Annotated in this window: 9 protein-coding genes; 7 read left to right on the forward strand and 2 right to left on the reverse strand. The window is 71.5% G+C overall.

Annotated elements, in window-relative coordinates:
* The first annotated feature begins 96 nt into the window (after positions 1–96).
* Both AB0H49_RS30570 and AB0H49_RS30575 read left to right on the forward strand, forming a co-directional pair.
* The gene (locus tag AB0H49_RS30570; RefSeq protein ID WP_357256303.1) at positions 97–4,101 is read left to right on the forward strand and encodes a PD-(D/E)XK nuclease family protein; all 4,005 of its coding nucleotides are present in this window, start codon (positions 97–99) and stop codon (positions 4,099–4,101) included.
* Positions 4,098–7,691, forward strand: a complete 3,594-nt coding sequence (locus tag AB0H49_RS30575; protein ID WP_357256267.1) for a UvrD-helicase domain-containing protein — start codon at positions 4,098–4,100, stop codon at positions 7,689–7,691. The genes AB0H49_RS30570 and AB0H49_RS30575 overlap by 4 nt, the downstream gene beginning before the upstream one ends.
* A 7-nt stretch (positions 7,692–7,698) precedes the next feature.
* Here the strand turns inward: AB0H49_RS30575 and AB0H49_RS30580 are convergent, their stop codons facing one another.
* Positions 7,699–8,100, reverse strand: coding sequence for a hypothetical protein (locus AB0H49_RS30580; protein ID WP_355003903.1), 402 nt, complete (start codon positions 8,098–8,100; stop codon positions 7,699–7,701).
* 140 nt (positions 8,101–8,240) lie between these two features.
* On the opposite strand from AB0H49_RS30580, the gene AB0H49_RS30585 reads away from it, so the two are divergent.
* Both AB0H49_RS30585 and nudC read left to right on the forward strand, forming a co-directional pair.
* Positions 8,241–9,302 (forward strand): potassium channel family protein, encoded by a 1,062-nt coding sequence (locus AB0H49_RS30585; RefSeq protein WP_355003902.1) that lies wholly within the window; start codon positions 8,241–8,243, stop codon positions 9,300–9,302.
* A gap of 25 nt (positions 9,303–9,327) precedes the next feature.
* Positions 9,328–10,227, forward strand: a complete 900-nt coding sequence (gene nudC, locus AB0H49_RS30590; protein WP_355003901.1) for an NAD(+) diphosphatase — start codon at positions 9,328–9,330, stop codon at positions 10,225–10,227.
* Positions 10,228–10,230: 3 nt separating this feature from the next.
* Here nudC and AB0H49_RS30595 read toward each other — a convergent pair whose 3' ends face one another.
* On the reverse strand, positions 10,231–10,461 hold the full coding sequence (locus tag AB0H49_RS30595) for a mycoredoxin (protein ID WP_067789586.1): 231 nt from the start codon (positions 10,459–10,461) through the stop codon (positions 10,231–10,233).
* 122 nt (positions 10,462–10,583) lie between these two features.
* Here AB0H49_RS30595 and AB0H49_RS30600 point away from each other — a divergent pair, with 122 nt between their 5' ends.
* From AB0H49_RS30600 to AB0H49_RS30610, 3 genes are all read left to right on the forward strand, one after another.
* The gene (locus AB0H49_RS30600) at positions 10,584–12,737 is read left to right on the forward strand and encodes an ATP-dependent DNA helicase UvrD2 (RefSeq protein ID WP_355003900.1); all 2,154 of its coding nucleotides are present in this window, start codon (positions 10,584–10,586) and stop codon (positions 12,735–12,737) included.
* 112 nt (positions 12,738–12,849) lie between these two features.
* On the forward strand, positions 12,850–13,206 hold the full coding sequence (locus AB0H49_RS30605) for a hypothetical protein (RefSeq protein WP_357256268.1): 357 nt from the start codon (positions 12,850–12,852) through the stop codon (positions 13,204–13,206).
* Between the two features lie 140 nt (positions 13,207–13,346).
* Positions 13,347–13,637: a WhiB family transcriptional regulator gene (locus AB0H49_RS30610; protein WP_355003898.1), complete on the forward strand. Its 291-nt coding sequence runs from the start codon at positions 13,347–13,349 to the stop codon at positions 13,635–13,637.
* The last annotated feature ends 156 nt before the right edge of the window (positions 13,638–13,793 follow it).

Consider the following 13,793-nt stretch of genomic DNA (forward strand, 5'->3'; position numbering starts at 1 on the left):
GTGCGATCGGATAGCGCGGTGCGACTTGTTCGCCGGAACGCAACGGCACCCCGGGCGCGGCTCTGGGGCGCCGACGTGCGCCCACTGCTCGAGGCCATGGCGGGTCCCGCTCCCGCGCGCCCGGGGTGGCAGCCGTGGCAGGTGCTCGGCGGACCGGGTACCGGCAAGACCGCGCTGCTCACCGACCTCGCCGCCGCGCGTATCGCGGCCGGAGCCGATCCGGAATCGGTGCTGCTCCTCACCCATTCGAAGCAGGCGGCGGCAACCGTGCGCGACGCCATCACCGCGCGGCTGAGCGGGACCGGACCCGACGGCGAAGGCGGCGTCCCCGGTGCGACGAGAGAGCCGCTGGTGCGCACCCTGCACTCCTACGCCTTCGCGGTGTTGCGCAGGCACGCCGCCGCGCACGGTAATCCGCCGCCGCGTTTGCTGACCGGTGCCGAGCAGGATGCCGTGCTGCGCGAGATGCTGCGCGGCGACCTCGACGACATCGCCGACGGCGCGACCGGACTGTGGCCGGAGCGATTGCAGCCCGCGCTCGGCCTCGCCGGGTTCGCCGAGCAGTTGCGCAACCTCATGCTGCGGGCCACCGAGCGCGGCATCGGCCCGGAGGATCTGGTGGCGCTCGGCGGCGAGCACGGCAAGCCGGAATGGGTGGCGGCGGGCCGCTTCGCACAGCGCTACGAGCAGGCCATGCTGCTGCGCTGGTCGGTCGGCGTCGAGGCGCCCGAGGCCACCGCACCCGCGCTGGACGCCGCGGAGCTGATCGGCGCGGCCTTGGACGCGCTGGCCGCCGACCCGAACCTGCTTGCCGCCGAACGGTCGAGGATCGACTATCTGCTGGTCGACGACGCGCAGCATCTGGATCCACAGGCGGCGCTGCTGGTCCGCGTCATCGGGGCGGCGGCGCACTGCGCGGTGGTCGCGGGCGATCCGGATCAGGGCGTCTTCGCCTTCCGCGGCGCCGACCCGCGGTTCGCGGCCGACCCCGGTGGGCCGGAGGAACGGCGCATCGTCTTGCGGCACAACCACCGGTCCGGCCCGCAGGTGCAGCTGGCCGTCGCCAGGGTCGCGGCCAGGTTGCCCGGCAGTGCGCCGCAACGCTTTCCGCTGCCCGACCGCGCGTCGGCGCCCGCGGACGACGGCGCCGCGGTCCGTGTCCGCGTGCTCGCCACGCCCGCCAAGGAGGCGGCGCTGATCGCCGACCATTTGCGGCGCGCCCACCTGACCGGTGGGGTGCCGTGGTCGGAGATGGCCGTGATCGTCCGCTCCGTGCCGCTCTCGCTGGCTCCGCTGCGGCGCGCGTTGCTCGCGGCGGGCGTGCCGGTGCGGCAGCCCGCGCTGGATGTGCCGTTGGCGCGGCGGCGCGGCGCGGCGTGGATGCTGCTCGCGCTGCGCGCGCTGCTCGCGGGCGAACGGTCGCGCCGGGCAGGGGAGGAGATGTTCTCCGCCGAGGACGCGCTAGATCTGCTCTCCGGTCCGCTGGGCGGCGCGGACCAGATCACGCTGCGGCGATTGCGTCGCGGTGTTCGACGCGCGGTGCTGGAGGTGGAGCGTAGGTCGGCGAAGCGCGCGGAGGGGGAGGCGTGGGCCGCGGCGGTGGAGTCGGAGGAGGTGCCGCTGCCGGAGGGCGCGCCGCCGCCGGACGATGCGCCGCCGCCGGACGATGCGCCGCCGCCGGACGATGCGCCGCCGCCGGACGATGCGCCGCCGCCGGACGATGCGCCGCCGCCCGACGATGCGCCGCCGGACGATGCGCTGCCCGATGGGGCGTTGCCGCCGGAAGAGGCGCCGCCGGATTCACTGGCGCCGGGTTCGCTTCCGCCGGACGACGCGCCGTCACCGGACAACGCGCTGTGGCTGGACGAAATGCCCCGACAGGGGGACGCGCCGCCGTCGGACACTGGTCCGTCGGAGGACGCGCCATCGTCGGACTCGGCAGTGCGTCAGGACTCGCCAGACGATGCGCTGGCGCTCGGCGGGCGGTCGGGAGATGACGTGCCCCCGTCGAACGTACGCCGCCCCGCCGACACCCGGACCCACATGGCAACGAACTCCGCACTGCCGCAAGAGTTCCCGCCGGACGATGGCGATCCAGACGTCGACGACACGGAGTGGTCCGCCGTCGACCCCGACTGGATCGTCAGCGAATCCGAGTGGCGCGAAGCCGATCTCGAATGGGGCCTGGAGGTCGCCGAGCACGCGGACGACAGCTCCACGCCGAGCCGTCCCGGCCAGGACCGGCCCACCTCGGATCGTGACGGCGCGGCAAGCAGCGGCGAAACCACGAGCGACGTAGCACATCCCAGCCCGCTCGACCAGTCCTCGGCCGAGGTCCTGCGCGACCTGCTGGTCGGCATCGGCGATCGCGCACTGCTCGACCGCCTCACCGACGTCGAGGCCGCCCCGTTGCGCCGCGTGCTCGACGCCTTGGATCGCGGCCGCAAGGCGCGCAGGCGGGCCACCGGTCTGGAGGACGTGCTGTGGGCGCTGTGGACCGCCTCGCGCCTGGAACGGCGCTGGGTCGCCCAGTCCGAACGCGGTGGCGCGGTCGGCATGCAGGCCGACCGTGATCTCGACGCCGCAGTCGGCCTGTTCGACGCCGCGGCCGCCTACGTCGATCGTATTCCCAGGGCCGGTATCGAAGGTTTTGTGGAATACCTTGTGCAGCAGGAGATTCCGCAGGACACCGCCCCGCTGACCGCGCCGGGTGACGCGGTCGCCCTGCTCAGCGCGCACGCCGCGGCGGGCCGGGAGTGGGACGTGGTCGCGGTCGCGGGCGTCCAGGAAGGCATCTGGCCCAACCCCAGGCCGCGCGGCACCCTGCTGCACACCGAGGATCTGGTCGATCTCGGCGCGGGCATCGGCCTGGCGGGCGAGCAGGTCAGCCGCGCCGCGCCGATCCTCGCCGAGGAGCGCAGGCTGCTGCTCGTCGCGTGCAGCAGGGCCCGGCGTTCGCTGCTGGTGACGGCGGTCGAATCCGTCTCGGGGGAGCGAGATCTGGTGCCCTCGCGCTTCCTCGCCGAGCTGCTCGGCCACGACGACGACACCGAGGCCGGTGTGCTGCCGGTGGCCGATCCTGGCCGCGCCCTCGTCATGCACTCGCTGGTGGCCGAGCTGCGGGGCGTGGTCTGCGACGCCGAGGCCGACCCGGAGCGTCGCCGCAGGGCCGCGCACCAGCTGGCTCGGTTGGCGCACGCCGGTGTGCGCGGCACCCATCCCGAGGAGTGGTACGGCACAGCCGAACTCAGCTCCCTGCGTCCGCTGTGGGACGACGAGGAGACCGCGGTCGCGCTGTCGCCGTCCACCGTGGAGCTGCTGCGCACGTGTCCGTTGCGCTGGGCGCTGGAACGGCACGGCGGCACCGACGGCGACAACCCGCACGCCGTCAAAGGCAACCTGGTGCACACGCTCGTGCAGGCGCTGGCGGGCAAGGTGCCCGAGGCGCAGGTGCGCGCGGCGCTCGACCGGGCTTGGCAGGCCATCGATCCCGGCACCGGCTGGCATTCCCGCCAGGAGCTGCGGCGCACCGAGGCCATGCTGGAGACGTTCCTGGCCTGGATCCGCAACACCCGTGGCGAACTCACCCAGGTCGGGGTCGAGGTGCCCGTCGACACCGTGCTCGCGCCGCGCGGCGACGGTGAACCGCCGGTGCGGATCAAGGGCAGGGTGGACCGGCTGGAGCGGGATGCCATGGGCCGCTTCGTGATCGTCGACGTGAAGACCGGCAAGACGCCGATCAGCAAGCAGGCCGCCGCCGACCACGCGCAGCTGGCGACCTACCAGGTGGCGGCCGCGCTCGGCGCGCTGGACGGATCGAGTGCCGAGAACGATACGGCGCCAACGGAAACCGTCGGCGAACCGGGTGGCGCCCGTCTTGTGTACGTGGCCAAGCCGAGCAGCAAGGAGGGCGCCACCCAGCGCATGCAGGAGCCGCTCGACAGCGGGGCGCTGGACAAGTGGCGCGACACCATCCACGACGCCGCCGCGTCCACCCGCGGCCCGAGCTACCTCGCCATGCGCAACGACGGTTGCCGTCACTGCGCGGTCGCGGGCAGCTGCCCGGTGCAGGACACCGGAAGGCAGGTGACCGACGAGTGAGTCACCCCGCGGTGTCGCCGCTGCGGATCGCCGAGGCGCTCGGCCTGCCACCCCCGACCGACGAACAAGCAGCGGTGATCGCCGCGCCCCCCGGGCCGACCCTGGTGGTGGCGGGCGCGGGCGCGGGCAAGACGGAGACCATGGCCGCGCGCGTGGTGTGGATGGTGGCCAATCGGCTGGTGCTGCCCGACCAGGTGCTCGGCCTGACCTTCACGCGAAAAGCCGCGCAGCAGTTGACCGCTCGCATCCGCACCCGCTTGGCCCGGCTGGCGGGTTCACAGCTGCTGCGTGATCTGGACGCGTCGGGGGAGTTGCGCGCCCAGCTTTCCGGTGCCGAACCCGAGATCAGCACCTACCACTCCTACGCCGGTCGGCTGCTCACCGAGCACGGCCTGCTGCTTCCGGTGGAGCCGTCGGCCACGCTGCTCACTCAGACGCAGCTGTGGCAGCTCGCGCACCAGGTGGTGCGGGCCTGGGACGGTGACCTGGACACCGATCGCACACCGGTGTCGGTCACCGAGGCGGTGCTCGCGCTCTCCGGTCAGCTCGCCGAACACCTGGTGGAGGCCGAACAGCTGGCCGAGGCGCACACCGAGTTGGAGAAGCTCGTGCACACCCTGCCAGCGGGTCCGCGTCAGCGTGGCGGGCCGAGCCAGGCGCTGTTGTCGATCGTGCAGGTGCAGCGCGAGCGGGTGGCGTTGCTGCCGCTGGTCCACCAGTTGGCCGCCGCGCTGCGCCGCCGTGGTGCGCTGGACTTCGGCGCCCAGATGTCGCTGGCGGCGCGGCTGGCCGCCGAGCACCAGGAGGTGGCGACCGCCGAGCGACGCAGGTTCCGCCTGGTGTTGCTCGACGAGTACCAGGACACCGGCCACGCCCAGCGCATCCTGTTGGCGGCGCTGTTCGGTGGGGAAGCGCCCGCGGCCTCCGAGCTGCGGCCCGAAACAGGTGGCGCAGCACGGCGTTTGGCGGTGACCGCGGTCGGCGACCCGATGCAGTCCATCTACGGCTGGCGCGGCGCGTCGGCCGCCAACCTGCCCCGTTTCGCCACCGACTTTCCGCTGGCCCCCGGCGTGCCCGCGCCGATACTCCCGCTGCTGACCAGCTGGCGCAATCCGCCCGAGGCGCTGGCCCTCGCCAACCTGGTCGCCGGGCCGCTGCGCCGCACCGCGCTCGACGCGGGCGGGGTGACCGTCGACGCGCTGCGCGCCAAACCCCATGCCGAGCCGGGCGTCGTCGCGGTGGCGCTGACCGAAACCGTTGCCGAGGAGCGCGATTGGGTTGCCGAGCGGATCGCGGCCGAATGGTCCGCGCGACACGCGGCGGGGGAGCCGCCGCCGACCTCGGCGGTCCTGGTGCGCCGCAACGCCGATGCGTCTCCACTCGCGGAAGCGCTACGCGATCAAGGGCTTCCGGTGGAGATCGTCGGTCTCGGCGGCCTGCTCGCCACACCGGAGGTGGCCGACATCGTCGCCACCCTGCGCCTGATCGCCGAGCCCGCCGCGGGCAGCGCGGCCGTGCGCGTGCTCACCGGCGCCCGCTGGCGCATCGGCGTCGCCGATCTCGCCGCGCTCGCCAAGCGCGCGCGGGAGCTGTCCATCAGCAGACTTTCCGGCGGTGCGAACGACGAGATCACCGACAGCGCCGCGCTCGCCGCCGCGCTGCGGGAGGTGGCCCCGGAACCGGCCGAGCAAGCGGGTCTGGCAGACGCGATCGCCGATCCCGGTCCGCCGGAGAACTATTCGGCCTCCGGTTACGCCCGCATCGAGGCGCTCGGCAAGGAACTCGCCGCACTGCGCGAACGCAGCGGCCAGCCCTTGGTCGAACTCGTGGCCGATGTGGAGCGCACCATCGGCGTCGGCGTCGAGACCCAAGCCCGCCGCGCCATGGCCGGTACTGGAGCGGGACGCGAACACCTGGACGCGTTCGCCGAGGTCGTCGCGGGCTACGCCGCCGACACCGGCGCCACGCTGAGCGGTCTGCTCGCCTTCCTCGCCGCCGCCGAGTCGGTCGAGAACGGGCTGGAGCCGGGCGAGGTGGAGGTCGCCAAGGACCGCGTGCAGGTGCTGACCGTGCACGCGGCCAAAGGGCTGGAATGGGAGATCGTCGCGGTTCCGCACGTGGTGCGCGGCGTCTTCCCCTCGGGCGCCGCCTCGGCGACGTGGCTCGGCGCGCTGGCCGAGCTGCCCACCTCGCTGCGCGGCGACCGCATCCAGGACGACGCCGCCGAAGGCGTGCCCGTGCTCGACCTGTCGGACCTGTACGACCGGGCCGACCTGGAGGCCGCCATCAAGGCGCACAAGGGCGCGCTGGACCGCAGGCGTCTCGACGAGGAACGGCGGCTGTTCTACGTCGCGCTCACCAGAACCGAACGGGTGTTGCTCGTTTCGGCGCACCACTGGGCCGAGACCGGCTCGACGCCCAAGGGGCCATCGGACTTCCTGCTGGAGCTGAAGAACGCGAGCGAGTCGGCCGACGGGCCCGCTTTCGGCGTGCTCGACATCGCGAGGTGGGACGATCCGCCCGAGGTCGACGCGGCCAATCCGTTCACCGACAATCCGGCGACCGCCGAATGGCCGCGCGATCCGCTCGGCCCGCGCCGCGACCCGATCGAGCAGGGCGCCGCCCTCGTCCGCACCGCACTCGCGGACCTGCGCGCCAAGCCCGCCGAAGCCCGGACTACCGCCGCGCGACAGGAGCGATCCGCCGCGCCGTCCGAGGCAGCCGCGCCGGTGCTTGAGGCCGAACCGGGCGCACTGTTCTCGATCGACGAACTCCGCTCGCCCGAGGACGATTTCGCCCCACCGCCCGACGACTTCGAGCCGCCGCCGGACGAGTTCGCGCCGGTGGACGAGGCGGTCGACCCGGACGACCCGGAGGGCTGGGCCGCCGACGTGGACGCGCTGCTCGCCGAGCACGAGGCGAGCCTCGCCGCGGCCCAAGAGGTGGAACTGCCCGGTCAGATTCCCGCCACCGCCCTGGTGGAGATGCGCGCCGATCCCGCGAAACTGGCTCGGCGGCTGCGTCGTCCGCTGCCGTACCCGCCGAATCCGTTGGCCCGGCGCGGCACCGCGTTCCATGCCTGGGTGCAGCGCTGGTTCGCGGGCACCAGGCTGATCGGGCTCGACGAACTGCCCGGCGCGGGCGAACCCGATCCGCACGACGCGAGCGTCGACGCCGAACTGGCCAGGATGCAGGACGCGTTCCTGAATTCGCCGTGGGCGCACCGCAGTCCGCTAGACGTCGAGGTGCCCTTCGAGACCTCGATCGCGGGCACCGTGATCCGCGGCCGCATGGACGCGGTCTTCGCCGAACCCGGTGGCGGCTGGACCGTCGTCGACTGGAAGACCGGCGCCGAACCCGGACCCGCCGACGAACCCGCGGTGGCCATGCAGCTGGCCATCTACCGGTTGGCCTGGGCCCGCCTGATGGCCGCGCGCCACGGCGGCACCGAACACGAGATGCTCGACACGATCGGCGCCGCTTTCCATTACGTGCGCTCCGGGCGCACCATCGCTCCCGCGGAGTTGCCCGGACCAGAGGAACTGGCCGAGCTCATCCGCTCGGCCGCGCCGGTCAGACAGGACGACTGACTCGGCACTATCGGCTACGGCGCGCGACTTTCCACGCCGTGGTGACCAGCGGAATCTGCAACGGCAGCCGCAGCAGCGTGCCGATCTTCAGCGCGGGAGACGCCTTCTCGCTGCGGGCCGCGTCCACGGCCATCTGCACGTTCGCGGGAAACACGACGACGAACAGCAGCGCGGCGAGTCGTCCGCCGAGCCGCCTGGTGCGCGGCGCCGCGAGCGCGGCCGCCACACCGAATTCGGCGACGCCGGAGACATAGGTGTAGTCGCGCGCCCGGCCGGGCAATGCACGGGGAATCGTCGCGTCGAAGAATTTGGGCGCCACGAAGTGCATCACTCCGGCGCCGAACAGTAAGGCTGCCAGTAGCAGCGCGGGCCGTCGGCCCTCGTCGGTGGTCGGTCGAATGTCTGCCATGGGTAGTCACCCTGGCATTCACCGAGTGTTCGCGTCGAGTCCGAGCGGTGCGACGCGGACCCGGTAGGCTCCCGTGCTGTGCCGGAGGGAGAAACAGTGCCGGAGGAAGACCGCGGCGAACGGGCGAGCGGGTGAGTGCGATGCTCGGTGATTTCGGAGACCGCGCAAGGGTGGGCTTGTCGACCCGTCCGGACTTCGCGCTGGTCGGTGTGCTGCGCATTCCGGAGACGCAGATCAGTCCATGGGTTTCGCTGAGCCGCAGGATCGCGTTCGCCATCGCACTGCTGTTCACCGCGGCGACCGTGGTGTATCTCGGACGGGCGGGCTACCGCGACAACACCGGCGGCGAACTGTCCTTCCTGGACTCGTTCTATTACGCGACGGTGTCGCTGTCCACCACCGGCTACGGCGACATCACCCCGGCTTCGCCCGAGGCGCGGCTGGCGAACATCATCATCATCACCCCGCTGCGCATCCTCTTTCTCATCGTGCTCGTCGGTACCACCATCAGCGTGCTGACCGAACGATCTCGCCAGTCATTCAAGATTCAGCGTTGGAGGCGCAGCGTGCGTAATCACACCGTGGTCGTCGGATACGGCACGAAGGGGCGCACCGCCATCGACGCCATGCTCGGCGACGGCGTGCAGCCCGCCGACATCGTGGTGGTCGACACCGACATGGTCGCGTTGGAGCGCGCCGCCAACGCGGGCCTGGTGACCGTCAACGGCTCGGCCACTCAGTCCGACGTGCTGCGACTGGCCGGCGTGCAGAACGCCGCGTCGGTGATCGTGGCGGCCAACCGCGACGACACCGCGGTGCTGGTGACGCTGACCGCCCGCGAGCTGAACAAGAAGGCCAAGATCGTGGTCGCCATCCGCGAGGCCGAGAACATTCACCTGCTGCGCCAGTCCGGCGCCGACTCGGTGGTCGTGTCCTCCGAGACCGCGGGCCGCCTGCTCGGCATCGCCACCACCACACCGACCGTGGTGGAGATGATGGAAGACCTGCTCACCCCCGAGCAGGGTTTCGCGGTGGCCGAGCGCGAGGTGGAGCCGAGCGAGATCGGCGGCTCGCCAAGGCATCTCAGCGACATCGTGCTCGGCGTGGTGCGCGACGGCGACCTGATCCGGGTCGGCGAGCCGGAGGTGGACGCGATCGAGGCGGGCGACAAGCTGCTCTACATCCGCCGCACGGCGAAGTGACGCCGTCCGGAAGTAGTCTCGAAGCGTGTCATTTCAGCTGAACGCCATCCCCCTGCTGTCCCGCGCCGCGGTCGATCGAGCCGAGGAGATCCGCGCCGACGAGAAAGCGCTCGAGGAGGGGTGGGCCAAGGCCGGGCTGCTCCGCATCACCCGGCGGGGGCAGGTGCGCTTCGAGGGCGGTGCGCTGGTACTGGACGCGGCCGTCGAGCTGTCCGCCGAGCCGAATCCGGCGGCGGTGTTCCTCGGTGTCGCCGAGGGCAGGCACCTGTGGGCGGTCCGCGACAACGAACTCACGGGCGAACTCACCGACCTGCGCGTCGTCGCGGGCGAGCTGGACGACTTCACCGCCGGACTGCTCTCCACCGCGATGGCGCTGCTGAACTGGCACGACAAGTCGGCCTTCAGCGCGTACGACGGTTCGGCGACGTCGGCGGCCAAGGGCGGCTGGTCGCGGGTCACCGAGAGCGGTCACGAGGAGTTCCCGCGCATCGACCCGGCCGTCATCGTCCTGATCCACGACGGCGGCGACCGGGTGCTGCTCGCTCGCCAGCACGCCTGGCCGAATACCTTGTTCTCGCTGCTCGCCGGTTTCGTCGAAGCGGGCGAGTCGCTGGAGCGCTGTGTGGCGCGCGAGATGCGCGAGGAGGTCGGCCTCGACGTCCGCGACATCCACTACCTGGGCAGTCAGCCGTGGCCGTTCCCTCGGTCGCTGATGCTCGGCTTCGCCGCGGTCGCCGACCCGGAGCAGCCGCTGACCTTCTCCGACGGCGAGATCGCCGAGGCGCACTGGTTCACCAGGGCCGAGGTGCGCGAGGCGCTCGCGGCCGGGGATTGGTCCGGCCAGCGCGAGGGCGTGCGACTGCTGCTGCCCGGCTCCATCTCGATCGCGCGCACCATCGTCGAATCGTGGGCGGCGCTGGACTGAGCGTCAGGCCAGGGCGGCGAGGGTCTGCTTGACGGTGGCCAACGACGGGTTGGTCGCCGTCGAGCCGTCCGCGAACTTCACCGTCGGCACCACGTGATTGCCGTTGTTGACGCTGCCGACGAACTCGGCCGAGGCCGGGTCCTGCTCGATATCGATCTCGACATAGCTGATACCGGACTCGTCCAGCTGCTTCTTCAACCTGCGGCAGTAGCCGCACCAGGTGGTCGAGTACATGGTCAGAACGGGGTTCACGTCAGTCACGGATCCATTCAACGCTGTACTACCTCGTCCTGTTCCACGATGTCCGGTATTTCGCGGGTGCGGACGGCGGCGGCCGGTTGTCGGACCGTGCTGCCATGATGGTGCCCGTGCCCGCTATCGACCTCGACGCCCTGGACCCCGAACAGGCCGCCGCCGTCCGGGCGCCGCGCGGGCCGGTCTGCGTGCTCGCGGGCGCGGGCACCGGCAAGACCCGCACCATCACGCATCGCATCGCGCATCTCGTGTCGGCGGGGCACGTCAAGCCCGACCAGGTGCTCGCGGTCACTTTCACCGCGCGCGCCGCGGGCGAGTTGCGCGGCCGGTTGCGCGCGCTCGGTCTCGGCGGCGAGGCGACTCGAGTGCAGGCACGGACTTTCCACGCCGCGGCGCTGCGCCAGTTGAAGTACTTCTGGCCGCAGGTCGTCGGCGACGTGCCGTGGCGGCTGTTGGATGGCAAGTTCGCGGTGGTGGCGCAGGCGGCGCACCGGGCCGGGCTGAGCACCGCGACCGAGAGCGTCCGCGACCTGCTCACCGAGATCGAATGGGCCAAGTCCTCGCTGCTCGCCCCGGAGGACTATCCGGCCGCGGCCGCCAAGCAGCACCGGGAGCCGCCGTACGCCGCGGCGCGGGTGGCCGAGGTCTACGCGGGCTACGAGTCGCTGAAGGCGTCCGCGGACGGCCTGCTGCTCGATTTCGACGATCTCCTGCTGCACACCGCCGCCGCGCTGGAGGACTACCCGGCCGTCGCCGACGAATTCCGCGGTCGCTACCGCAGTTTCGTCGTCGACGAGTACCAGGACGTCACGCCGCTCCAGCAGCGGGTGCTCGACGCCTGGCTCGGTGATCGCGACGATCTGACGGTCGTCGGCGACGCGAACCAGACGATCTACTCCTTCACCGGCGCCACCCCCAGCTACCTGCTCGACTTCTCGCGGCGTTTCCCGGACGCTACAGTCGTCCGATTGGAGCGCGACTACCGTTCGACGCCGCAGGTGGTATCGCTGGCCAATCGGGTGATCGGCGCCGCGCGCGGCCGCATCGCGGGCACTCGGCTCCAGCTGATCGGCCAACGCCCGGACGGTCCGGAGCCGGAGTTCACCGAGTACGACGACGCACCGGCCGAGGCGGCGGGCGTCGCGAACGAGATCAAAAGGCTGATCGCGGCGGGCACCCCCGCGGCGGAGATCGCCGTGCTCTATCGCATCAACGCCCAGTCCGAGGCCTACGAGCAGGCACTCACCGAGCGCGGCATTCCTTATCAAGTGCGCGGCGGCGAGGGATTCTTCCAGCGCGCCGAGGTCAGGCAGGCCGTGCAGGCGCTGCGCCAGGCCGCCGCCCGCGATGATCTGCCCGATCAGTCCCGGCGCGGTGCGGCCCTGGTCACCTTGGTTCGGGCGGTGCTCGCCCCGGTCGGCCTGACCGCGACCGAACCCGCGGGCGCGCAAGCCCGCGAGCGGTGGTCGTCGCTGGTCGCGCTGGTCCGGCTGACCGAGGAACTGGTCGAGCACGACGCCGACCTGGAGCTGCCCGGCCTGCTGGGCGAGCTGGCCGCCCGCGCCGAGGCCAGGCACCCACCGACCGTGCAGGGCGTGACGCTCGCCTCGCTGCACGCGGCCAAGGGGCTGGAGTGGGACGCGGTCTTCCTGGTCGGGCTCGCCGACGGCACGCTGCCGATCGCGCACGCGCTCGCCGACGACGGCTCGGTCGGCGATCAGGCCGCGCTGGAAGAGGAACGCAGGCTGCTGTACGTGGGCGTGACACGGGCGCGCGAGCATCTGCGGCTGTCCTGGGCGCTGTCGCGCGGTGAGGGCAGCAGGCGCACCCGCAGGCGTTCCCGTTTCCTCAACGGTCTGGTGCCCGACGATTCCCCCGCGTCGCGGATCGCGGCGTCGACCGGGCGTCCCGAGCACAACGGGATACGCCCGTCCTGCCGGGTCTGCGCGAAGCCGTTGATCGGCACCTACGCCACCATGCTGGGCCGTTGCCGTCGCTGCCCCGCCGAACTGGACGCGGCGCTGTTGGCGGCGCTGAAGGAGTGGCGCGCCGAAAAGGCCGAGGCACTGCGGGTTCGGGAGTTCGTGGTGTTCACCGACACCACGCTCACCGCGATCGCCGAGCAACTGCCCGCCGACGACCGTGCACTGGAAGCGATCCCGGGCATCGGGGCGAAGAAGATCGTCGACTACGGTGCCGACGTGCTCGCGATCGTCGCGTCGCGAGTCCGGTCGACATCACAAAACCGCAGGTAGAAAATAGGTTGTCGGTTCCGTCGACATTGCATATGGTGGGAATCACGCACCGGGAGGGCATTCCGGCGCGCGAAACTGAACGACACAACGAGAACAGGAGGGAGGCAGACCAATGAACGGCATCAACAACTTCGGCGCCATCGGCGTTGCGGTCGATATGTCCATGTCGGCCTCCCGGGGGATCCTCGCTTTGCAGGGGATCGGTCTGTCCTCGGTAAGTGTGTGCGGTTTTGGTACGCCGGCGACGATTTCGCCGGCGCATCGGCCGATTCACACCCTTCTCCAGGACAAGCCCAGCGGGGGCTGGCAGCCGACCGCCAATGCGGCCGTCGGCGTCGTCGCTCGCGAAGCCGGCTATGAGCCGGTGGCCGAGCCCATGGCAGACATCGATCTGCTGCCGGCAGCACGCCTCCGCACCGCACACCCAGCGACCGTGATCAGGAATCGACACAGGTGTCGACCTAGGTAGGGGACCCACCCCAGACCTCCTGGCCACGGCTCGCACGAAGCGAAACCGTGGCCAGTACTTTTAAGCGGCCCTTCAGCCGTTTGCCACCGGTTTCGTGGACAACTAACGAACCGCTGCAAACCGAACTGAAGGAGAACAACGTGTTCCCCGCAGAGAGCTGGCCGCAGGCCACCGCTGTCACCCGGGAGGTCACCAAGGTCCTGCCCTGTCGAGCCGGAGATCCCGATCTCTGGTTCGCGGAGAGCCCGGGCCAGCTGGAGCAGGCCAAGGCGCTGTGCGCGTCTTGCCCGATCCGCAAGGGCTGCCTGACCGCGGCCATCGATCGGCGCGAGCCTTGGGGCGTATGGGGCGGTGAGATCTTCGACCAGGGTGTCGTGATCGCCCGCAAGCGTCCGCGCGGTCGTCCGCGCAAGGTCGCGGTTCCGGCGTGAGAGCCGGGCCCTGGCCTCTCCTCCCTCCGGTCGCTGAGGCCCAACCGTCCGATCCGGATCCCAGCCGGGCCCAGGAACGAGAAAGCAGACGAGCCGCTCACCTCGAGATCAGGTGGGCGGCCCGTTTGCGTTGTGGGGGAGTGTTTTTCGCGCCGG

This window comes from Nocardia sp. NPDC050713 (assembly GCF_040654315.1).
Lineage (GTDB): Bacteria > Actinomycetota > Actinomycetes > Mycobacteriales > Mycobacteriaceae > Nocardia.